The sequence below is a fragment of the Flavobacterium enshiense DK69 genome (assembly GCF_000498495.1).
GTDB lineage: Bacteria > Bacteroidota > Bacteroidia > Flavobacteriales > Flavobacteriaceae > Flavobacterium > Flavobacterium enshiense.
This window is the reverse complement of sequence record NZ_AVCS01000008.1, coordinates 1-23,883: the sequence shown is the minus strand read 5'-3', so window position 1 is coordinate 23,883 and position 23,883 is coordinate 1. Positions and strand designations below refer to the sequence as shown.

Below are 23,883 nucleotides of genomic sequence, written 5' to 3'. Positions count from 1 at the left end.
CCACTGTTTTTTTTTGCATTATCCCAAAAGACCTAAAAATTGAAAAGTCAAAACTCTGATTTCAAAACTTGGCCTTTTTCAAAACTAAGCTGAATCGATATAAAAAAAACCATCTTCACATACATTATTCTCCTCCACACCAATTCTCCATACTTATTCCATATTTAAGCCTCATAAAGCCGAATAATTAAAAAACAGCCCCTTAAAAACAACTCTCATTTTTTTCTGCAAAAACCGTAACTTTATCCTTCACAACGGAACTTTTATGCAAACTAAAATAAACACCGCTCAGGAAGCTTTTATCTACTGGAAGGCGATATCAATAGAAGAACGTATTGCCATGGTTGAGGAGCTAAAAAAAGTGCTCCATCAAAACCGCGAACAATATGCCGCTATGATCACCAAGGAAATGGGAAAACCCATCACCCAATCCCTTGCAGAAGTTGACAAATGCGGTGTGCTTTGCGAATATTATTGTCAAAATGCAGCCACCTTACTGCAAACCAAACATATCCAAACCGAAGGTCATGAAAATTTCGTAACCTACGAACCTTTAGGTGTACTCTTAGGCGTTATGCCCTGGAACTTTCCGTTCTGGCAGGTTTTTCGCTTTGCAATTCCATCAATCATTGCAGGGAACGTCGTAATGGTCAAACATGCCAGCAACGTACCTGAATCCGCCGAAAGCATCGAAGCCTTATTTATAGAAAGCGGTTTTCCAATCGGTATTTACCAAAACCTCCATTTATCGAGCGACAAAGTAGCCGATGTGATTGCCCATCCTGAAATCAAAGGTGTTTCGCTCACCGGAAGTGAAGCCGCCGGAAGCTCGGTAGCGGCACAGGCAGGAAAACACCTGAAAAAGTCGTTATTGGAACTCGGAGGCAGCAATGCCTTCATCGTTTGCGAAGATGCCGATTTAGACAAAGCTGTAGCATCAGCCGTTAACGCACGAATGCAAAACACCGGACAAAGCTGTATTGCAGCCAAACGTTTTTTAATTCAGCAGAACATTTTCGACGATTTCACCGAAAAATACAAAGAATCAATCAGCCAACTCGTTTGTGGTGACCCAATGCTGCCAGAAACACAAATTGGCCCACTGGCCCGCGTTGACTTAGCCATAGAGCTAGAAAAACAAGTAGAGCAATCCGTTGCCATGGGCGCCAAAATAGTATTGGGAGGAAAACGAAAAGACGCTTTTTACGAACCTACGCTACTAACCAACGTTACCACCGAAATGCCGGTTTTCAAAGAAGAAACTTTTGGCCCTGTGGCGGCTCTGATTCCTTTCAAAGATTTAACCGAAGCCATCGAGATCAGCAATCAGTCCGAATTCGGTTTAGGCGTTTCCATTTTTACAGAGGATATCGATACTCTCAGAAGCCATATTAGTAAATTCGAGGAAGGAGCAGTCTTCATCAACACCATGGTCAAATCCGACCCGCGTTTACCCTTCGGAGGAGTTAAAAAATCCGGCTACGGAAGGGAACTATCTGAAGAAGGTATTAAGGAATTCGTAAACATCAAAACAGTTGTAATCCATAAGTCGTAAATTTCCCACCAAAAGAAGAAAAAATGTGAAACTCTTTTGTGAACCGTTCCTACAATCAAGGAGATTAAAAACTTTTCCTAAATTGCAGGGATTAAACACAAACCACTAACCATTATGAAAAAATTATTCTTTTTGTTATCGGCCCTTATGCTGATTTCCTTTGAATCCACAGCGCAAAAATCAGAATCTGAGAAAAAAGCAATTGCCACCGTTTTGGATAATTGGCATAAAGATGCTGCTGAAGGAAATTTCGACAAGTATTTCGGTGCGATGTCAGACGAATCCATCTTCATTGGTACCGATGCAACCGAAAACTGGAACAAAAAACAATTTATTGATTTTGCCAAACCGTATTTCGACAAAGGCCGTGCCTGGGACTTTAAACCTGTTGAACGCCATATCTATATGGACCCATCCGGAAAAATAGCGTGGTTTGATGAATTATTGGACACTTGGATGAAAATCTGTCGCGGTTCGGGTGTTATGGTAAAAGAAGGAAAAGTGTGGAAAGTAAAACACTACGTACTTTCAATGACGGTTCCGAATGACGATGTTAAAGACGTTATCAAAATTATTGCACCGAAGGAAGATGCACAGCTGCAACAAATAAAAAGCAGCAAATAAAATTAATCCTAAACCAAACAAAAAACGCTACCGAAGGGTAGCGTTTTTAATATTATAATTTCTTAGCCAGGTTTTCTAACATCGTAGTGGTCATGCGTTCCATGTCGTAATCATGCTGCCAACCCCAATCAGTTCTCGCAGAAGAGTCGTCAATACTCGCCGGCCAGCTGTCAGCAATCGCCTGACGAAAATCCGGAGCATAATCGATAGTAAATTCAGGAATATGATTTTTAATCGATTCCGCAATTTCCTTTGGTGTGAAACTTACTGCCGATAAATTATAAGACGAACGGATTTTGACTTTCTCAGCAGGAGCCTGCATAATGCTGATTGTCGCTTTAATAGCATCGTCCATATACATCATCGGCAAACCTGTATTTTCTGAAAGGAAACAAGTGTATTTTTTATCTTCAAGCGCTTTATAGTAGATATCCACGGCATAATCCGTAGTTCCGCCTCCCGGAGGCGTTGTCCATGAAATAAGTCCAGGATAACGGATACTTCTCACATCTACACCATATTTATTGTTGTAATATTCACACCAACGTTCACCCGATTGTTTCGAAATTCCGTAAACTGTCGATGGCTCCATCACAGTGTACTGCGGCGTGTTGTTTCTTGGAGTTGTAGGTCCGAAAACCGCGATACTAGATGGCCAGAAAATCTTTTGGATTTTTCCGTCTTTCGCCAGGTTAAGTACGTGAAACAGGGAGTTCATATTCAGATCCCAGGCAAAAGCAGGGTTCTTTTCTGCAGTAGCCGAAAGCAAAGCTGCCATCAGATACACATCGGTAATCTGATATTTCTCAACAAGATGTTCAATCTGATTATAATCAAGGGCATTCACAACTTCAAAAATTCCGTTATGCACCACATCGTTCTCCAGTTTTCGGATGTCTGAAGCTATAACATTATCAACTCCGTAGGTTTCTCTCAGTTTTGCAGTCAGTTCGGTACCGATTTGTCCGCAAGCGCCAATGATTAAAATTTTCGTGCTCATTTCTATTTTTTTAGTACCCACAAAGATACTCTTTTGCTAAAATTTAGAATTCAATTTCAATCTGAAAATTTTCAATTAACAAAAAATCGGATTTTAGTTAACATATTCCCTTCAAAAAAAGGAGTTTTCAATAACATTTGTAAATTTGCTTTCTAAACTTTTATTATGAAAATCAAGTCGTCGCTGTTGCTTTTATTGTCCCTGCTGATTTTTTCCTGCCAAAACAAAGAGGAAAGAATCGCCGACAGTGATAAAGCGGCAAAACATAATGATTCGGTATTTGCCGTGATTAACCAAAATTGGAAATTCAATATACCGCCGGTTAATCCAAAAGTACAGTCGCAAATAAACAGATGGCAGGAATGGCGCACGTTCAACCAGGAATTGCAGCAAAAACCAAAGAGTTCACTAAATGCCTTTCGACTAAAATCCAAAAGTTTAACGGCAAAAGGCGAAATGATCAACAACAACATTCCGGCTATGTTCAACAAACCAGCCGTAAAAAGCAGAATTTCCACGCTGAACACCAAACTGAAATCACTGGAAACCTTCATCAGCCTTGAATACATCCCAACGAAAAAAGTAATCCCGCTGATACAGGATATATCCGAAGAGGTTATTTCGATTCAAAACCAGATGAATGAAATAATCGTAAAAAGCGAAATCCCGAAAGAGGAAGGCGAAATAATCATGCTTCAGGCATTGGATACCTCCCGTCATGCCCGTCGTGAGGTTCAGGAACTCAAAGACCAAGAAGCCGAAAAAACACAAACGCCGGAAGACAGCAAAAGAAGGCCTTTCAACCGTTAATTCATTTCCTTTGAAAACCGACATCCAAAATAGCTACCATAAATCGACGAAAGTCACACAGATAGCGGAACAATTACAAAAACGCGAATCGAAAATCCAAATGAAAGGATTAATCGGTTCGTCGTTGTCGTTTGTCATCGAAGCCCTTTTCCAAAAAACCGATCTTCCTTTTTTGCTCGTTTTTCAGGACAAGGAAGAAGCAGCCTACTACCTGAACGATCTGGAAAGCCTTATCAACGATCAGGACGTATTGTTTTATCCCGGCTCCTATCGTCGTCCGTATCAGATTGAAGAAACCGACAATGCCAATGTTTTATTACGTGCCGAAGTATTAAATCGCATCAATTCGCGTAAAAAACCAGCCATCATCGTAACTTATCCCGATGCGCTTTTTGAGAAAGTGGTTACCCGAAAGGAATTGGACAAAAACACGCTGAAAGTAACCGTTGGCGATTCCATTTCCATCGATTTCATCAACGAAGTCCTTTTCGAATACAATTTCAAACGAGTGGATTTCGTATCAGAACCAGGAGAATTCTCGGTACGAGGCGGAATCATCGACGTATTCTCGTTTTCCAATGACAATCCGTACCGAATCGAATTCTTTGGCAACGAAGTGGATTCCATACGAAGTTTTGATGTGGAAACGCAGCTTTCCATTGAAAAACAGAAAAAAATCACCATCATTCCGAATGTTGAAAATAAATTCCTGAAAGAGAACCGCGAAAGTTTCCTAGAGTACATCAATCCACAAACTGTTCTTTTCCTTCAGAATACTGATTTGCTGTTATCGCAATTGGACAAATTGTTCGGAAAAGCCACGGAAGCATTCGAAAAACTTTCAAAAGACATTCAGCACGCGGCTCCGGAAGCCATGTTTTTAAACCAGCAGGCTTTCGTAAAAAAGGCCTTGGATTTTACGTTGGTGGAATTGGCTGCCAAACCCATTTTCCGAACCGAAAAAACGTTTGAATTTCACACGCAGCCACAGCCGTCGTTCAACAAGCAATTTGATTTGCTGTTAAATAATCTGAACGACAATCATTTTAACGGCATCAAAAACTATTTGTTCTGTTCCAATGACGGACAGGCGAAACGTTTCCACGATATTTTTGAAAGTCTGGATGAAGCGAATCACGAAAACATCCGCAAACAATATCATACCGTTGTTTTTTCGCTGTTTCAGGGGTTCATCGACGAAGAAATACAGATTGCCTGTTATACCGACCATCAGATATTCGAGCGTTATCATAAATTCAATCTGAAAAACGGGTATTCGAAGAAACAAACCATTACGCTGAAGGAACTCACAACCCTTTCCGTTGGGGATTATGTGACCCACATCGATCACGGAATCGGGAAATTTGGCGGATTGCAGAAAATTCAGGTGGAAGGCAAAACACAGGAAGCCATCAAGTTGGTTTATGCCGATAACGACATTGTGTATGTAAGCATCCACTCGCTGCACAAAATATCTAAATACAACGGAAAAGACGGAGCGCCTCCGAAAATATACAAACTGGGTTCTACGGCTTGGAAAACTTTAAAACAAAAAACCAAAGCTCGCGTAAAACACATTGCGTTCAACCTGATTCAGCTCTACGCTAAACGCCGTTTGGACAAAGGATTTGCTTTTGCACCAGACAGTTACCTTCAGGCCGAACTGGAATCCTCCTTCATTTACGAAGACACACCGGACCAGCTAAAAGCTACGCAGGAAGTAAAAACCGACATGGAAAACGACCGCCCGATGGACCGTTTGGTTTGTGGCGATGTTGGTTTCGGAAAAACTGAGGTGGCTATACGTGCTGCTTTTAAAGCAGTTGATAATGGAAAACAAGTAGCTGTTTTAGTGCCGACGACCATTTTGGCGTTCCAACATTACAAAACCTTCCGCGACCGATTAAAAGACATGCCGGTAAGCGTTGCATATGTTAATCGATTCCGTTCAGCCAAACAAAAAGCGGAAACCCTGAAACAACTGGAAGAAGGAAAACTCGATATTCTGATCGGAACCCATCAGCTCGTCAATAAAAATGTGGTTTTCAAAGATTTGGGCTTACTAATCGTAGACGAAGAACAGAAATTCGGCGTAAACGTAAAAGACAAACTGAAAACCATCGCGCATAACGTCGACACACTGACATTAACCGCAACACCGATCCCTAGAACCCTACAGTTTTCACTGATGGCTGCACGGGATTTATCGGTAATCACGACACCTCCTCCGAACCGTTATCCGATAGACACACAGGTTGTAGGATTTAACGAAGAAGTGATCCGCGATGCAATTTCTTATGAGATTGAGCGTGGCGGACAGGTCTATTTCATCAACAACCGAATTGAAAACATTAAGGAAATTGCCGGAATGATTCAGCGTTTGGTTCCCGGAGCGAAAGTTGGCGTGGGACACGGTCAGATGGATGGTAAAAAACTGGAAGAACTGATGTTGGCTTTTATGGACGGAGACTTCGACGTTTTGGTAGCGACCACAATCATTGAAAGTGGTTTAGACGTACCGAATGCCAATACGATTTTCATCAACAATGCCAATAATTTCGGTTTATCCGATTTACATCAGATGCGAGGCCGTGTGGGACGAAGCAATAAAAAAGCGTTCTGTTATTTTATCTGTCCGCCATATTCTGCTATGACCGAAGAAGCACGAAAACGTATCCAGGCTTTGGAACAGTTCAGTGAATTGGGCAGCGGTTTCAACATCGCCATGAAGGATCTGGAAATTCGCGGTGCCGGAGATTTATTGGGAGGAGAACAAAGCGGTTTCATCAATGACATCGGTTTTGACACCTATCAGAAAATCATGAACGAAGCTATCGAGGAACTGAAAGAAAACGAATTCAAAGATTTGTATCCGGAAGAAAATGACATCGAAACCAAGGAATACGTCAAAGACATTCAGATTGACACTGATTTTGAACTGTTATTCCCTGACGAATACATCAACAACATCTCGGAACGTCTGAATTTGTACAATGAATTAAGCGTAATCAAAACCGAAGAAGCGCTTCAGCAATACGAACAAAAATTGATTGACCGTTTCGGCGCCTTGCCAAAACAAGCGGTTGCATTATTGAACAGCATCCGTATCAAATGGAAAGCGACTCATATTGGAATTGAAAAATTGGTACTGAAGCAAGGAAAAATGGTAGGTTATTTTGTTTCCGACCAGCAATCCGATTTCTACCAGTCGGCAAAATTCATGAAAGTGTTGCAATTCGTGCAACAAAACGGAAACCTTTGCAAAATGAAGGAGAAAGAAACCAAAAACGGTTTACGTTTGCTGCTGACTTTCGAAAATGTAAAATCAGTAAAACGCGCATTAGAGTTAATCGAATTGATATAAAAAAAGCCTCATATCTGAGGCTTTTCTGTTTTTATGTCGGAATAGAATTTTAAAAGAAATTCTGTTGAACTATCGTGAGGTTTTGAATTCCCGGTATTGATTTCATCCAGGATAGTATTTGCCAGTTGTTTTCCATATTCCACACCAAATTGATCAAAACTGAAGATGTTCCAGATAACACCTTGAACAAATATCTTGTGTTCATACATAGCAATTAACGATCCCAGAGTTTCCGGCGTCAGTTTATGTATCAGAAGGGTATTTGTAGGCTTGTTACCTTTAAACTCCTTAAAAGGGATTAAAAATTCGTTCTGAACACCTTCGGCGATCACATCCTCTTCCCTTTTCCCTAAAAGTAAGGCTTCGGTTTGAGCGAAGAAATTAGACATGAGTTTATCATGGTGTGCCTTATTGCCGTGAAGCGGCTCGATAAAACCAATAAAATCACAAGGAATTAATTTGGTTCCCTGATGAATTAACTGAAAGAAAGCGTGTTGGGCATTACTTCCCGGTTCGCCCCAAATAATGTTCCCGGTTTGGTAATTTACAGGATTACCGTCGCGATCCACCCGTTTCCCGTTGCTTTCCATTACCGCCTGCTGCAAATACGGCGCTAATTTTTTTAGATATTGCGAATATGGGATAACAGCTTCAGTTTCACATCCAAAGAAATTATTATACCAAACACTCAACAAGGCTAGAATCACAGAGATATTATCTTCGAAAGGAGCGTTTTCAAAATGAGCATCCATTTGTTGGGCACCATCAAGCAACTTCTCGAAATTTTCATATCCGACCGATAATGCTATTGATAAACCAACGGCACTCCACATCGAAAAACGACCGCCGACCCAGTCCCACATCGGAAAAATGTTATCTGAAGCAATCCCGAATTGGGTTACCTCCTTGATATTGGTAGAAACAGCCACAAAATGTTTGGCTACATCTTCTTTTTCACCCGATTGTAAAAACCACTTTTTAAGAATCGTGGCGTTCGAAATCGTTTCCTGAGTTGTAAAAGTCTTTGAGACCACAATAAACAAAGTGGTTTCCGGGTTCAGTTTTTTGATACTCTCAGCAACATGATCACCATCAATATTTGAAATAAAGTGCAGGTTCAAATGGTTTTTATAAAACTGCAAGGCTTCCACGGCCATGTCCGGACCTAAATCGGAACCGCCAATACCAATGTTGACGATATCTGTAAAAGCTTTCCCGGTAAAACCTTTTCGGCTTCCGGAAATAACGGATTCGGTAAACAATTTAATTTTTCCCTGTACGCTTTCAATCTCACGAATAACATTCTTCCCGTCGACCAAAAGCGATTTTTGTGAAGTGCGCAAAGCTGTATGCAATGCCGCTCTGTTTTCGGTCGCGTTAATTTTATCACCGAAAAAATACTTTTGGATTGCGTCTTTAAGATTTATTTCTTCGGCCAGTGCTAAAAGCAGATCGAGGGTTTCGGAGTTGATTCGGTTTTTGGAATAATCCAATAAGAAATCACCCCAGATAATGTGAAATTTCTGAACACGGTCAGGATCATTGGAAAACATATCACACATGGAAACATTCTCCATGAAAGCAAAATGTTCTCGCAATTTTTTCCAGGCTGCAGTTCCTGTAGGATTTGTGTTTATCAGTGCCATTATTCTCCAAATTTAGCTAATGAAACACTATCCAATTCTTTTTTTAACGGAGTCATTTCGGTTATAAATCGGGCTTTGTATTTTGGGTTCATAGGTTCAGAATTCGGTAATTTTTGACGGAGCGGGTCAACCTGAACCCCGTTTTTCCAGAAACGGTAGCAAACATGAGGCCCGGTAGCCAAACCTGTACTGCCAACCTTCCCGATCACTTGCCCCTGTTGAACATGTTGTCCTTGTCTGACAAGTATCTTTGACATGTGCAGATATTGCGTAGAATATGTCCCGTTATGTTTCACTTTTACAAAATTACCGTTACCGCCGGTGTACCCTGTCTGCACAACAGTCCCTGAGGCAGTGGTCATAATAGGAGTTCCGGTCGCTGCCGCATAATCAGTCCCATTATGTGCTTTCCAACGCAACTGGACAGGGTGAAAACGGCTTTTAGCAAATCTGGAGGTAATGTTTACGAATTTCAGAGGCGCTTTTAAGAACATATTCTTAAGCACTTTTCCTTCTTCATCGAAATAATCAACTCTTTTTGAATTTTCATCCTGTTTGAACGGAAATGCATAGATTTTTTTTCCTTTGTATTCAAAGTAAGAAGCCTCTACATTTTCAACGCCTAGATATTCTCCGCCTTCAAGGTATTTTTCATTCACGATTACCGCGAACTTGTCGCCTTTCTTGATTTTAAAAAAGTCGATGGACCAAGCATAAATTTTTGATAATTCAGGTGCTAGTGACGGAGAAACCCCTGCACGGCTTAACGTACTGGAAACAGAACCGTCAATGGCAGCAGCAATCGCTCTGCGTTTGATAACCACCGGACGTTCTTTTTTATAAACCAACGGAATAGAGTCGCGCAAGTCCACAACATAATAGCTCATCTTATCGGGCTGATAGATGAATACTTTTAAATCGTTGGGCGCTGTTTTATTTTGAAGTAAGGTAAACGGTTTTCCGATTCGGATGTTGCGGACATCGAAAGAGTCTTTTACTTTTTCATTGATCTCATGCACCTTAGCAGCATCAAACCCTTGTTCGCTTAATATTTTTCCGAAACTGTCACCCGATTGAACTGTATCGTGAACGACTTTAAAATCATTTAATTTGAATCCGAATTCAACAACAATCTTCTCTTTCGGGGCTTCGGCTTTTTTTGTTCCTTCTTTTTCTTCTTTTTTGTTACAAGCAAATAATATTAATGATAATAATATGATTGTGACGTATCTCAATTTTGTTGGTTTAGGTTGGTTATTTTTTTATTCTCCCCATTTTTCCAATTCTTCTTTCGTCCAAAGTTCGGGAAAAAATATCCTTCTTTGGTATTTTGGCAACATATATTTTTTCCAGTCACTGCCTCCGGTGGCTTCATGAGCTCCGGGAACACTCTCAATATACTTCACAGCAGCATTGTAATGACCCATAACCCAAGTGATGTTTACCGTTTTATCATAATGACGCATTGCTGCAATCAAGTCGGCATTTTTCTGATCTTCTTCCGGCAATTGCTTGAATTTCTGCCAAAGGTTTTTCTGATTATATTCCTCCATAAAAGAAAGGAATTCGGCCTTATATTTCTTCTCAAATCCTTTTAACAGATAGGACTTTTCACCCGTAGCATAATCTTTTCCTCCTGCCTGCCAGTACAAATGCTCCATAGCATGCTCGTATGGCGTATTACGGTCGATAGTCGCCCTGAAACGGTGATCGATAAGGTTGATCAAATCCGTTGAAGCAAATTCGATCAAACGGTATTGCGCACTTTGGAAACCGCTGGCCGGCGTTAATGTGTTTCGGAATTTCAAATACTGCTCCACTTCCATCCCATCGCCCATAATATCAAACGAGGTGGTAAGCATGTTGAAATAACGACTGATTCGGTGAAGACGTTCTGCAAAAAAAGAGGTAGTCAACGTTGCCGCATTGGAAACCTGTTCAATTTCCCACAGAATCATTTTGAACAACAATTCATTCACCTGATGGTACATGATAAAAACCATTTCATCCGGCAATGTTGTGCGTTGAATCTGTAAATTTAAAAGTGCGTCGGTTTGTATATAATCCCAATAAGTGATGGGTTTAGCCCATAAAAGGCCTTCTAAATGCGTTTCTGTTTTTTGATTGATCGCCTGGAATTTTGCTTCAATTTGATCCAGTTGATGCTGAATTTCTGGTGTAATTTCCATTATTGTTTTTTTACTTTAACTTTAAAAGAGTTTTTTAATCCTTTGAATCCGTCCAAGTCAGCTTTTAAAGATCCTACAGCCAAACTGGCTTTTATTCGAATCGGCATTTTATTGTCATCGTCCGAAATCCAGACAGTTAAACTTTCCTGTTCCTTAAATACTCGTCCGGATTGAACATAAGGCCTGAAAACCATGGTTGGAATAATGCCGAATTTGGTATCTAGATCTTCCCTTCCGATGTATTTGAGTTTGAATTTATATACCTCATCATCGAAGAACATATCGATAACAATCGATTCTCCCGGGACCATTTTATCGATTCTCGGATGGTTTCTTAAATAATAAAACGAAGATACAATATCCTGAACATTTTCAGGCACGGTAAAGATTTTTTCGGATTTATTTTTATAGTCTTTAACAAGTACCGTGTTTTTTGTTTGATTAAAAAAACCCTCCTGATTCTTGGTATATCCCCCCTCATCTATTTTTCTGAGATACTGATAAGGCTTGCCGGTTTCCTTGTCGAACATACTTTGATAATCGTCCGCAACCTTGAAGAAGAATTTGGTCATCCCTACTGTATAACCCTTTCCGATAACATGATGAACTTTTCTGTTATTGCGTACCGCTTCCTTAATTTCTAGAGTTGCGAAGCCGGCATTTACAAGCCCGTAGTGAATTCGGAATTTAAAAAATTCCCCCGTTGCGAAGGCATCTTCCTGTCGTGCGGAAGTAAAAGACGCCGCAAACACCAGCAAACAGAGAAGGGAGAGAAGTAGTACACCTTTTTTCATTGGTCAAATTTTATGTAATTTACAACCAAAATCACAATTCCTATACCAAAATTAGGAAAACAAAAAAACTCAGTCAAAAAAATGACTGAGTTTTTATGCTATTAACCAACCAAAAAACTATAAATTATGAAAAATTTACTTACTCCAATGAGGGGTTATGACTTCCTCATTTTCGTAGTGCAAATGTAGTTGGTTTTATTACATAATTGCAACCGAAATTTCAACTTTAACACAATATTAGCAAAACTTCAGCTTTCAAAAAGCCTGATTTTGCATTATTCGTAATAAAAATATAATTTTTATAACGTTCCTCTCAATTGCTGCTCTCTTTCTATCGATTCGAAAAGCGCTTTAAAGTTACCTGCACCGAATCCTTTTGCACCCATTCTTTGAATAATCTCAAAGAAAAGTGTCGGACGGTCTTCCACCGGTTTGGTAAAAATCTGCAGTAAATAACCTTCCTCATCGGCATCGATCATAATCCCTAATTTCTGAAGCTCGTGAATATCTTCCTTGAATTTGGACATATGGTCTTTCAATCTTTCAGGTATTGCATCGTAATAAGCCTGAGGCGGTGTGCTTAAAAATTCTACGCCACGCGAACGCATATCCGCAACGGTTTTGATGATATCATCGGTAGCAACAGCAATATGCTGTACTCCTTCATCCTCGTAAAAATCTAAGTACTCTTCAATTTGTGAACGTTTTTTCCCTTCTGCCGGTTCGTTGATCGGGAATTTAATGCGCCCGTTTCCGTTTGACATTACTTTCGACATCAATGCGGAATACTCTGTCGTAATTTGTTTGTCGTCAAACGAAAGGAAGTTCACAAACCCCATGACATCTTCAAACCATTTTACGGCTTCATTCATTCTGTTCCAACCAGTATTTCCAACCATGTGGTCTATATATTTTAGTCCAACCGGTTCAGGATTGTAATCAGATTTCCACTCACTATATCCAGGCAAAAAGATACCTTTATAATTTTTACGTTCAACAAAAACAAAAACTGTTTCCCCATAAGCACCGTAGATACCAGCACGTACTACTTCACCATTTTCATCTTTTTCAACAACCGGTTCAAAATAAGGTTTTGCTCCACGTTTTGTAGTTTCTTCAAAAGCGGAACGCGCATCTTCTACCCAAAGTGCAATAACTTTAACTCCATCTCCGTGCTTTTTTACGTGCTCTCCGATTGGCGAAGCACTGTTTAAAGCTGTTGTTAGTACTAAACGGATTTTATCTTGCTTTAACACATATGAAGCCCTGTCTTTCACCCCAGTTTCCAAGCCAGCATACGCAAGCGACTGGAATCCGAAAGCTGTTTTATAAAAGTGAGCCGCCTGTTTAGCGTTCCCTACGTAGAATTCTACATAATCAGTCCCTAAAAGAGGCAGAAAATCCTGTGCCCCTTCAAATATTTTCTCTAAGCCGTATTCTACGGATTTAATTTCATCTGCCATAATTCTGTATTTTTAATGCGATCGTACTGCACTTTTTTGGGTTCCGAACGCGATCTGTTATTGATTCATTTAGCCCTGATGGAAAGGACATCCATTTTTTGTTTTTATAAGTGGCAAAAAAAGATTGCTTCGCCTGTTCGCTACGCTCGAGTTAGCTCACATCAGGAATTGCTTCTAAAAATTATTATCTGACTTTTAATCTAACCAGGATTGGAAATACTTCTCGTCTGCTATTTTCATAGCATCCTCAGTCACCATTAGCGGCTTAAAGGTATCGACCATAACCGCCAGCTCCTGTGTTTCTGTTTGACCAATACTTCTTTCCGTAGCTCCCGGGTGTGGTCCATGTGGGATTCCGGCCGGGTGCAGGGAAATATGACCAGCTTCGATATCGTTACGGCTCATAAAATCACCGTCTACATAATACAACACTTCATCCGAATCGATATTACTGTGGTTGTACGGTGCCGGGATAGATTGCGGATGGTAATCGTACAAACGAGGCACGAACGAACACACCACAAAAGCATCCGTTTCGAAAGTCTGATGTACTGGAGGCGGTTGATGAATTCTTCCGGTTATAGGCTCGAAATCGTGAATGGATAATGCGTACGGATAGTTATAACCATCATACCCTACTACGTCAAAGGGATGCGTAGCATAAACCATTTCGAAAATTTCGTCTTTCTTTTTTACTTTGATGATAAATTCGCCTTTTTCATCGTACGTTTCCAGTTCTTCCGGACGACGGATATCTCTTTCGCAGTAAGGTGAATGCTCCACCAATTGTCCGAACCAGTTTCTGTAACGTTTTGGCGTATAAATTGGTCGGTGTGATTCAACGATAAACAAACGGTTGTCTTCGGTATCGAAATCGATTTTATAGATGATTCCGCGTGGCACAATCAGGTAATCGCCGTATTTGAAATCCAGGTTTCCGTAGATAGTACGCAATTTCCCGGTTCCGCGGTGGATGAAGATCATTTCATCCGAATCGGTATTCTTATAAAAATAGTCGGTCGTTGATTTTCTTGGCGCTGCCAATACGATGTGGCAATCCGAATTGGTAAGCACGATTTTTCTGCTTTCCAGAAAATCGTCTTGCGGAGCCACCTCAAAACCTCTTAATCGGTATGACTGAATATTATTGGCTTTCGCTATTTTAGGCGCTACGCTGTATTGGCTTTTTATTTGCTTTACCTGTGTAGGACGGTGTTCGTGGTAAGAATTGGTAGACATTCCGTCAAAACCAACAGTACCAAAAAGCTGTTCATAATACAAATCACCGTTTTCTTTACGGAACTGTATATGTCTTTTATGAGGGATTTTTCCCAGTTTATGATAAAATGGCATGTTCTTTTTTTTAAATTATTGCAATTAAAGCCCTGATAACAGGCTTAGTTCAATCAATCAAAAAGAAAAACGACTCATTCAGGATTTCTCTTGATGAGGAATTTAAGATGTGCTAATAAACCTGTCCAATGTTTATTCATAACAGTACAAATATCGGAAATTATATTGAAATTGAATAAAATAAAAAAACCCAAAAAGAAACAGCTTTGTTATACTTTTTGGGTTTATTTGATATTATTTTAAAATCTATTGGTTATTGACCTTACTGTTCTTTTTACCGTACATAAAGTAGATAACCACTCCGATTATCATCCAAACCACAAGTCGGATCCAGCTTTCCTGCGGAAGCGAGTACATAAGGTACACACACACTAATACACCAGCAATCGGCACGAATGGCACTAACGGAGTTTTGAAAGATCTTGGCGCGTCCGGCATTTTTTTACGCATTACCATCACCCCGATACATACCAACACGAAAGCCAATAATGTACCGATACTCACCATATGACCTAAATCACTCACAGGAACGAATCCTGCAAAAAGACTCACAAACACCATAAAGAAAAGATTTGTCTTCCAAGGCGTATGGAACTTAGCATGCACTTCTCCGAAGAAACGCGGCAACAAACCGTCATTACTCATGGAATAGAACACACGACTTTGCCCCATTAACATTACCAAGATAACTGAAGTATAACCTGCAAGAATAGCAACAATCAAACCTGTTTGTAAAAATCCGTATGGTGTTTTAGCGAATGCCGTTGCAGCCGGTTTTGCATCACCTACGAATTCGTAATACGGCACAAGACCTGTCATTACGTGTGCAAACAAAACGTATAAAATAGTACAAATCACTAACGAACCTAAAATACCAATCGGCATTCCTTTTTGAGGGTTTTTCGCTTCCTGAGCAGCAGTTGAAACCGCATCAAAACCAATGAAGGCAAAGAAAACCGTTGCAGCTCCTGCTGCAATTCCCGAAATACCAAACTGTCCTTTCACTCCTGTGTTTGCAGGAATATAAGGATGATAATTAGCCTGATCTATATAATTCCATCCCAAAACGATGAATAATATTACCACAGACACTTTCAAAATTACAAGGAAATTGTTCATCGATGCCGATTCCTTTGTTCCTCTGATCAAAATCAACGAAAGCATCACCACGATAAAAATAGCCGGAAGATTGATAATTCCTCCTTCTATTACTGTACCGTCACTCAATTTTAACGTTTCCCATGGGGAGCAGATAAGACTGTGCGGTAAATGAACGCCCAATTTACTAAGCAATTCCAGAAAATATCTCGACCAGCTCACACCAACTGTGGCTGCACCTAAAGCATATTCCAAAACCAAATCCCAACCAATAATCCATGCCATAAACTCACCCATTGTTGCATAAGAATAGGTATAAGCACTTCCGGCAACAGGAATCATTGAGGCAAACTCAGCATAACAAAGCCCTGCAAAAGCACAACCCACAGCTGCCAAAATAAATGATAATGTTACGGCAGGCCCCGCATGTTCTGCAGCAGCAATTCCGGTTAATGAAAACAGTCCCGCTCCAATGATGGCTCCAATACCCAAGGCAATAAGAGCACGGGAAGAAAGGGTTCTTCTTAAACCTTTTTCAGATTCTGACGCTTCACCTAACAATTGCGTCAATGATTTCGTTTTCCAAATAGACATAAATTGAGTTTTTGGTATTATAAGTTCCCAAAAGTAGAGTTTTTTTAAAACAATGTCACAAAAAAAAGAAATTAAAACACAAAAAGTGACGGAAGTTTGCCACAAACCGCTAAAACCAGAACCCTACACTAATCCAGGTGAAATGATCTTTGGTTTCCGGAGACCAACTATGCTTCAACTCTATGGGCCCAATCAGCGTTTCTAATCCGTAACCAAGAGCGTATCCGGAAAGTTTGGGATGGGAAATCCAGCGGTTATCTTCAAATATAGCATTGCCTACATTAGCATAATTGGCATAAGCATTAAAATGATTTTTTTTGTAAAATTCATAATCAAAACCAAATTCTCCTTTTATGTAACTGTCCCCGGCAACACTTAAAAAATCATACCCGTAAAAGTGTCGGAAATTATTAATCATATTATAACCGTACCCCCCCAAAACGAAATCATGAAAAGGCACCGTATGTTTCCCAATCGAAAATCCAGCTTCCGACTGAATTTTAAAAGCCAAACGTTTAAAAAAAGTTTCCACAAATGCAATATCACCTTTTGCAATTGAAAACGGCTCAAAAGTATTGGTATAATCACTTGAATAGAATAACGTTTTAAAATCACCAAAAAAATGCAATCCTCTTGTGGTAAAATAATTTTTATCCTTAGTGTCAAATTTCATGTACCCATAGAAGGAAAGGTAATTACTGTTTTCAATAACCGGATTGGTATTTTCCAATGCTTCCGATTCTATATTTAAATACTTCCACTCACCGCCTGCTCCGATAAGGAATTTTTGGGCAAAAACAGTTTGAGCAAATACCTGATTAGTAAAATCGAGGTACGTAAGAGGAATAGAATGAATACCCAAAGATTCTAGCGCTTCTCCGTTACTAAAATCAACCATACTCTTCTTTTCGAATTGATTGAGGCGCGAATTCACACCGAAACTCCAAAGAAACCCGTTGTCGTAATAATAATTCAGGTTATACCGAAGATTGTCTCCCAAAATAAGATCAAAGGAAAGATTGTCATTTTTAAAGAATAGTTTTTTCTGAGTCACGTTGATCAGCGCTGCACTTTTATACAACCCATCATAATGTAAACCGAATTTCAGGAAGCGGTTAATCGGATTCTCCTTTAAATCAAACACGATATTGTCCTTACCGTCATTCTTTTCAAAATAATAGGTTATGGCACTGAAATTTTGTGTCGAACTAAGATTCCCAATACCGTCGCTCAGCTTTTGAAATGAAACTTTTGAATTATTCTTAAAACGCAATTTCCCCAATACATAGGGTCTTGTAAAATTATTAAGATCATTGATTTTGACGGTATCGATAGTGATCACATCCGTTAATTTGGGGCCATTAATCTTTTTGGACTGCTTCATATCTGTTCCCCCGTACTTGGAAAGAATTTCATATACGGAAAAAGCTGCCTCCTCCCCTTTGGTAATAATGTCTTTTCCCAAATCAAATGAAATAACAGAATAACCCATTACGTCGGGCTTTATGTAAATATCGGTAGCCTTTCTTTTTTCGTTCATTTTCTGGATCATTTCGAAATTGGCAATCTGCACCAGAACTCCCGTGGCACCACCGAGATTGCTTCGGTCTTTCAACCCATCCTGAACATCTACACCGATAATGATATCCGCCCCCATCTTCTTTACTTCTTCGATAGGATAATTATTGGTCACCCCTCCATCGATAAGCAATCTTCCATCTATCTCAATCGGAGTATACAAAGAAGGGAATGCGCCGCTTGCCAAAATAGCTTTAGGCAAAATCCCGTTTCTGATCACCACCTCCTGACCGGTTTCTATATCGGTAGCAATACACACAAAAGGGATTGGAAGCTGGTTAAAATCACGGGTATAACGCACATGATTGGTCAATCGGCTGAGCATATTATAATTATACATCCCTTTGGAAAGGGCAGCGGGAACACCAATTTTAAAATTATTGAAAGGTAATGTCAAGGCATACAGCTCATCGTTTCTTTTCTCGAAAAAGTTTTTGGAAGTTCTTGGGATGTAATCCTGGATAAGCGCGTCCGGATCAGCCGCCCTGAAAATGGAATCCAGCTGATTGGCCGTATAACCCGCAGCATACAACCCGCCGACAATAGCGCCCATACTCGTTCCTCCTATGTAATCCACTTTTACACCGGCTTCCTCCAACACCTTCAATACACCAACATGCGCCAATCCTTTAGCGCCGCCACCACTCAAAACCAGTCCTATTTTAGGTCTTTTTTGATCTTGGGCAAAAGCATGAAAAATCAGGCCAAAAATTAATATCAGCGCAAGATGTTTCTTCATTGTTATTCTGTTGGGTTGGGTTTATTGTAAAATTCGACAATTTTTTTGGCTTTTGAAAGACCTACGACGTCAGAAATTTCTCTTTCTGTCGCCATTTTTAGTCGTTTCACCGATTTAAAGTGTAAAATCAATGTCTGCATCGTTTTTTCGCCGATTCCGGGGATGCTTTCTATAGAAGAATTCAATGCAGCTTTGCTTCGTTTGTCACGGTGAAACGTGATTCCGAAACGGTGGGCTTCGTTGCGCAGCTGCTGAATAATTTTAAGTGTTTCCGATTTCTTGTCCAGATACAACGGCACCGAATCACCAGGATAAAACAATTCCTCCAATCGTTTGGCAATACCGATGATGGCTATTTTTCCGCGTAGTCCCAAATCATCGATACTTTTCAAGGCCGAAGACAATTGCCCTTTTCCGCCGTCGATGATGATCAGTTGCGGCAACGGCTGGTCCTCGTCCAGTAATCGTTTGTATCTTCGGTACACCACTTCTTCCATTGAAGCAAAGTCGTTCGGACCCTCAACGGTTTTAATATTGAAATGACGGTAATCTTTCTTGCTGGGTTTTCCGTCTTTAAACACCACACAGGCCGAAACGGGATTTGTTCCCTGGATGTTCGAGTTATCAAAACATTCGATATGGCGCGGTTCTACCGAAAGGCGCAAATCTTTTTGCATCTGCGACATGATTCGGTTGGTATGGCGCTCGGGATCGACAATTTTAATCTGTTTTAACTGATCCATCCTATAAAACTTAGCGTTTCGCTCGGACAAATCGAGAATCTGTTTTTTATCGCCCAATTTCGGAACGGTCACTTTTATTTTTTCGCCGAAATCCAATTCAAAAGGAAGGATGATTTCTTTGGAATTCAGATGAAAACGCTCGCGCAGTTCCACCACAGCCAGTTCCAGCAACTCTTCGTCGGTTTCTTCCAGTTTCTTTTTGAGTTCCATCGTATGCGAACGCACAATGGCGCCGTGGGAAATCTGCAGAAAGTTCACATACGCCATGCCTTCATCGGAAACAATCGAAAATACATCGATATTGGAAATTTTCGGATTCAGGATCGTTGATTTGGCCTGATAATTTTCCAGCACTTCGATTTTTTCCTTGATCTTCTGGGCTTCTTCAAATTTCATTTCGGCCGCCAGTTCGCCCATATGTTTTTTGAAATCCTTTAAACTGTCTTTAAAATTTCCTTTCAGGATTTCGCGGATGGCCTGCACTTTTTTTTCGTAATCCGTAATCGTTTCCAATCCTTCACACGGACCTTTGCAGTTTCCGATGTGGTATTCCAGGCAAACCTTGAACTTTCCGCTGTCGATATTGGCTTTGCTCAAATCATAATTGCAGGTTCGCAAAGGATAAAGCTCTTTGATTAAATCCAGAATCGTGTGTACTGTTTTAAAACTGGTATAAGGCCCAAAATACTCCGAACCGTCCTTAATCATTTTACGGGTGGAAAAAATGCGCGGGAAACGTTCGTTCTTGATGCAGATCCACGGATAGGTCTTGTCATCGCGCAACATCACATTATAACGCGGCTGAAGTTTCTTAATTAGGTTATTTTCCAACAGCAGTGCATCGGTTTCCGTGGGAACAACAATATGTTTGATGGAAACGATTTTCTTTACCAGCACATTCGTCTTGGCATTGTCGTGTACTTTATTGAAGTAGGAAGCAACCCTTTTTTTCAGGTTTTTCGCTTTTCCGACGTATAGAATTTTTCCTTCCTTATCGTAATATTGATATACGCCCGGACTGTCGGGCAGGGTTTGGATTTGGAGTTCTAAAGCGGAAAGCGACATTATAGTAATTCGATGTTGGAATTTAGACTTTTGGATTTTTAGTCTTTGACTGTTTCAAATTTACGAAATCATCCCAAGTAAAAGAAATTATCCTACAAATAATAATCTGCATTCATAATTCGAAACTTATTTTCTATTTTAGCGTTTTAACCTGCTATGAATTACCGCAATAACGTCCTGAAAATTCTAAAAGAAGAAATTCTGCCGGGAGAAAGCAAGACCATCAACATGGAAATTGCCAAACTCCACACCATGACCAAACTGAAAATCCCGATTATCGTGGAACGGTCCAAAGTTCAGGGCCCCACTGTATTGCTCACGGCAGGACTGCACGGCGATGAAATCAACGGAATTGAGATTGTGCGGCAAATGATCGTACAGAAAATCAACAAACCCAAAATCGGAACTATCATCTGCATTCCGATTATCAATGTTTTCGGATTTGTGAACCAGACCAGGGAGTTTCCCGACGGTCGTGATTTGAACCGTGTGTTCCCGGGAAGCAAAAATGGTTCTTTGGCCAGCCGATTCGCTTACTATTTGCTTAAGGAAGTCATTCCGCACGTTGATTATGCGATCGATTTTCATGCCGGCGGCGCCTCGCGATTTAATGCAGCTCAAATCCGTATTGCGCCCAACAATCCGGAACTACGCGATTTGGCTTCGATCTTTAATGCTCCTTTCACCTTATATTCCAACAACATTACCGGATCATTTCGAAATTCCTGCGACAAGCTCGGCGTAAAAATGCTGTTGTTTGAAGGCGGAAAATCCATCGACATCAATGAAGACGTTACCCAAAAAGGCATCGAAGGCACCAAACGGGTTTTGGAACATCTGGACATGCTCAACAACCGAAAAAAAGCCATTTCGGCGGAATCCGATAGTACTTATATCGAAAAATCAACCTGGATAAGAGCAAAATATTCTGGTATGTTCCACGGGTATACCCCCATTGGAAGTTTTGTTGAAAAAGGACAACTGATGGCCACCATTTCCGATCCGTACGGAAAGATCGAACACAAAATGAAAGCACCGAATTCCGGTTACATCATCAACGTAAATGAAGCGCCAATTGTTTATCAGGGCGATGCTATTTACCATATTTCCACCGAACTGGAAAAGAAATAGCCTGCCAGTCCCTGATAAAACCTAACATTTATCATATTTTATTGATTTGGAAGACCTTAATTTTACCGAAACAATTTTTTATGATAATTTGGAAAAAACTTTCGCAGACCGAACAGCAGCAACGCATTGAAAAAGCATTACGGGAAAATGTAAATTTTGCTCAAGACATCTCTTTGGGATATCCCGGTTCCAGTCTGGACGGAAAAGTGTTTCGCAACGATGTTCCCTTCTTGAAAGACACACCATTATTGCAAACCTATGTCACCAATCCCAATCATATTGGTTGTCATACCTTTGGAGCTTCCGAGAGTGCTTTCAGCGGTACACAGGAAATGGAACGAGAAGTTTTAAAAGTATTGGCTGTAGATGTTTTTAAAGCCAAAATAAACGGATACGATGGCTATATCGCGCCGGGCGGCACAGAGGCCAACATTCAGGCGATATGGATGTATCGCAATCACTTTATGAATGAACATCAGGCAAAACTGAGCGAGATTGCCATTATCGCTTCTGAAGACACCCATTATTCGATTCCGAAAGCAGCCAACTTACTAATGCTCGATTGGTATTCAGTTCCCGTAAATTTCGAAACCCGCACACTTGATACTATACAACTCAACAATCTGATTTCTGCAGCAAAAGCCGAAGGAAAAAACTATTTCATAGTGGTGGCCAATATGGGAACCACTATGTTCGGCTCTATTGACAATCCGGACGACTACATAAAAGCATTGGAAAATCATCAGGTAACCTACAAACTTCATATTGACGGGGCCTATGGGGGATTTGTGTACCCCTTCACCAATGAAGCATCAACGATATCATTTGAAAATCCGAAAATAAGTTCCATCACTATTGATGCCCACAAAATGCTTCAGGCTCCTTACGGGACCGGTATTTTCATCTGCCGAAAAGGGCTGATTGAAAACGTGCTCACCAAAGAAGCGGAATATGTGGAAGGAATGGATCTGACTTTATGCGGAAGCCGCAGCGGTGCCAACGCCGTAGCGGTCTGGATGATTTTGTTTACTTATGGCCCTTCCGGGTGGCATGAAAAAATCCAGGCCCTGCAAAAACGTACCGATTGGCTTTGCAGCGAACTCGACACTTTAGGCATACATTACTTCAGGGATCCAAACATGAATATCGTAACCATAAATGCAGATTATATCCCGAAAGGACTGGAAAAGAAATACGACTTGGTCCCACAAAAACACGGTGAGGGTAATCAATGGTATAAAATTGTTATAATGGATCATGTAAAAGCAGATCATTTGAGTATTTTTATAACTGATTTGAAAAGTACTCATCATGCTGAAAAAAGAACTGCGCCTGAAGTATAAAAAACTGCGAAAAGAGCTGACCTCTGAAGAAATTCAGGACATGAGCCTGAACATTGCCAATAACTGCCTCTCTTTACCTGTTTGGGACAAAACCTATTTCCATTTGTTTTTATCCATAGAAGAGCAGCGGGAAGTCAATACCGAATATCTTTTACAGATTCTTTCGGGAAGGGATAAGGAAATTATCATCTCTAAATCACAGTTCGGCCCAACCAATGAAGAAACCGGATGGCAGACCAGGAAAATGATCCATTTTCTCCTTACGGATAATACCAAAATCCAAAAAAACGAATACAACATTCCGGAACCCGTTGACGGCATCGAGGTGCCCTCCAATAAAATTGATGTGGTTTTTGTTCCGCTTTTAGCCTACGATAAAAAAGGGCATCGTGTGGGTTACGGCAAAGGATTTTATGACGGGTTTCTTTCAGAATGCAAAGAAGAGGTGATCAAAATAGGCCTATCCTGCTTTGATCCGGAAGAAGCTATTTCTGATGTTCGTGAAAATGATATTGCGTTGGATTTCTGTGTAACACCCTACGGTATTTTTGAATTCAAATAAATATTTAAGTATATTCGCAGAAATCAAATCCCCTTTTCATGAAAAAAATGTTAACCAAAAAAATCGTTTGCTGCTTACTAATGACAGGAATGACCATCAGTTTCACCAGCTGTACCGTATCACATCACCATCATCATACAGCGAAAAAAATACCGCCGGGGCAAGCGAAAAAGATGACGGGTTCGAAAAGTGCCAAGCGCTACGCACCAGGTCACAATAAATAAAAAAGGAT

General features: G+C 40.4%; 17 protein-coding genes. 7 read left to right on the top strand and 10 right to left on the bottom strand.

What is annotated here, in order from left to right; translation table 11 throughout:
• The first annotated feature begins 265 nt into the window (after positions 1 to 265).
• On the top strand, positions 266 to 1,555 hold the full coding sequence (locus FEDK69T_RS05200) for an NAD-dependent succinate-semialdehyde dehydrogenase (protein ID WP_023573106.1): 1,290 nt from the start codon (positions 266 to 268) through the stop codon (positions 1,553 to 1,555).
• Positions 1,556 to 1,669: 114 nt separating this feature from the next.
• The gene (locus FEDK69T_RS05195) at positions 1,670 to 2,179 is read left to right on the top strand and encodes a nuclear transport factor 2 family protein (RefSeq protein WP_023573105.1); all 510 of its coding nucleotides are present in this window, start codon (positions 1,670 to 1,672) and stop codon (positions 2,177 to 2,179) included.
• Between the two features lie 52 nt (positions 2,180 to 2,231).
• Here the strand turns inward: FEDK69T_RS05195 and FEDK69T_RS05190 are convergent, their stop codons facing one another.
• Positions 2,232 to 3,179, bottom strand: a complete 948-nt coding sequence (locus FEDK69T_RS05190; protein WP_023573104.1) for an L-threonine 3-dehydrogenase — start codon at positions 3,177 to 3,179, stop codon at positions 2,232 to 2,234.
• Positions 3,180 to 3,344: 165 nt separating this feature from the next.
• On the opposite strand from FEDK69T_RS05190, the gene FEDK69T_RS05185 reads away from it, so the two are divergent.
• Both FEDK69T_RS05185 and mfd read left to right on the top strand, forming a co-directional pair.
• A complete protein-coding gene (locus FEDK69T_RS05185; protein ID WP_023573103.1) occupies positions 3,345 to 3,989 on the top strand; it encodes a hypothetical protein in 645 nt (214 codons plus the stop codon).
• A 100-nt stretch (positions 3,990 to 4,089) separates the two neighbouring features.
• On the top strand, positions 4,090 to 7,353 hold the full coding sequence (mfd, locus tag FEDK69T_RS05180; protein ID WP_023573102.1) for a transcription-repair coupling factor: 3,264 nt from the start codon (positions 4,090 to 4,092) through the stop codon (positions 7,351 to 7,353).
• 8 nt (positions 7,354 to 7,361) lie between these two features.
• On the opposite strand, the gene pgi is transcribed toward mfd, so the two are convergent.
• The 9 genes from pgi to uvrC all read right to left on the bottom strand — a co-directional run bounded on the left by pgi (position 7,362) and on the right by uvrC (position 20,615).
• Entirely contained in the window at positions 7,362 to 8,999 is a 1,638-nt protein-coding gene (pgi, locus tag FEDK69T_RS05175) for a glucose-6-phosphate isomerase (protein ID WP_035630296.1), read from the bottom strand.
• The gene (locus FEDK69T_RS05170; RefSeq protein ID WP_023573100.1) at positions 8,999 to 10,234 is read right to left on the bottom strand and encodes a peptidoglycan DD-metalloendopeptidase family protein; all 1,236 of its coding nucleotides are present in this window, start codon (positions 10,232 to 10,234) and stop codon (positions 8,999 to 9,001) included. The genes pgi and FEDK69T_RS05170 overlap by 1 nt, the downstream gene beginning before the upstream one ends.
• A 27-nt stretch (positions 10,235 to 10,261) precedes the next feature.
• Positions 10,262 to 11,188: a tryptophan 2,3-dioxygenase family protein gene (locus FEDK69T_RS05165; protein WP_023573099.1), complete on the bottom strand. Its 927-nt coding sequence runs from the start codon at positions 11,186 to 11,188 to the stop codon at positions 10,262 to 10,264.
• Entirely contained in the window at positions 11,188 to 11,982 is a 795-nt protein-coding gene (locus FEDK69T_RS05160) for a DUF3108 domain-containing protein (protein ID WP_035630298.1), read from the bottom strand. Before FEDK69T_RS05160 ends, FEDK69T_RS05165 begins: the two co-directional genes overlap by 1 nt.
• A gap of 299 nt (positions 11,983 to 12,281) precedes the next feature.
• Positions 12,282 to 13,445: a 4-hydroxyphenylpyruvate dioxygenase gene (gene hppD / locus FEDK69T_RS05155; RefSeq protein WP_023573098.1), complete on the bottom strand. Its 1,164-nt coding sequence runs from the start codon at positions 13,443 to 13,445 to the stop codon at positions 12,282 to 12,284.
• Between the two features lie 195 nt (positions 13,446 to 13,640).
• Positions 13,641 to 14,798 (bottom strand): homogentisate 1,2-dioxygenase, encoded by a 1,158-nt coding sequence (locus FEDK69T_RS05150; RefSeq protein ID WP_023573097.1) that lies wholly within the window; start codon positions 14,796 to 14,798, stop codon positions 13,641 to 13,643.
• Between the two features lie 246 nt (positions 14,799 to 15,044).
• Entirely contained in the window at positions 15,045 to 16,490 is a 1,446-nt protein-coding gene (locus tag FEDK69T_RS05145; RefSeq protein WP_023573095.1) for an amino acid permease, read from the bottom strand.
• A gap of 109 nt (positions 16,491 to 16,599) precedes the next feature.
• A complete protein-coding gene (locus tag FEDK69T_RS05140; RefSeq protein ID WP_023573094.1) occupies positions 16,600 to 18,807 on the bottom strand; it encodes a patatin-like phospholipase family protein in 2,208 nt (735 codons plus the stop codon).
• A gap of 2 nt (positions 18,808 to 18,809) precedes the next feature.
• Complete coding sequence (gene uvrC / locus FEDK69T_RS05135; protein ID WP_023573093.1) at positions 18,810 to 20,615, bottom strand: excinuclease ABC subunit UvrC; 1,806 nt, start codon at positions 20,613 to 20,615, stop codon at positions 18,810 to 18,812.
• Between the two features lie 156 nt (positions 20,616 to 20,771).
• On the opposite strand from uvrC, the gene FEDK69T_RS05130 reads away from it, so the two are divergent.
• From FEDK69T_RS05130 to FEDK69T_RS05120, 3 genes are all read left to right on the top strand, one after another.
• Positions 20,772 to 21,746 carry a succinylglutamate desuccinylase/aspartoacylase family protein gene (locus tag FEDK69T_RS05130; RefSeq protein WP_023573092.1) on the top strand — a complete coding sequence of 325 codons (975 nt, stop codon included), beginning with the start codon at positions 20,772 to 20,774 and terminating at the stop codon, positions 21,744 to 21,746.
• An 80-nt stretch (positions 21,747 to 21,826) separates the two neighbouring features.
• Positions 21,827 to 23,089, top strand: coding sequence for a pyridoxal phosphate-dependent decarboxylase family protein (locus tag FEDK69T_RS05125; RefSeq protein WP_023573091.1), 1,263 nt, complete (start codon positions 21,827 to 21,829; stop codon positions 23,087 to 23,089).
• Positions 23,058 to 23,651 carry a 5-formyltetrahydrofolate cyclo-ligase gene (locus FEDK69T_RS05120; RefSeq protein WP_035630301.1) on the top strand — a complete coding sequence of 198 codons (594 nt, stop codon included), beginning with the start codon at positions 23,058 to 23,060 and terminating at the stop codon, positions 23,649 to 23,651. Before FEDK69T_RS05125 ends, FEDK69T_RS05120 begins: the two co-directional genes overlap by 32 nt.
• The last annotated feature ends 232 nt before the right edge of the window (positions 23,652 to 23,883 follow it).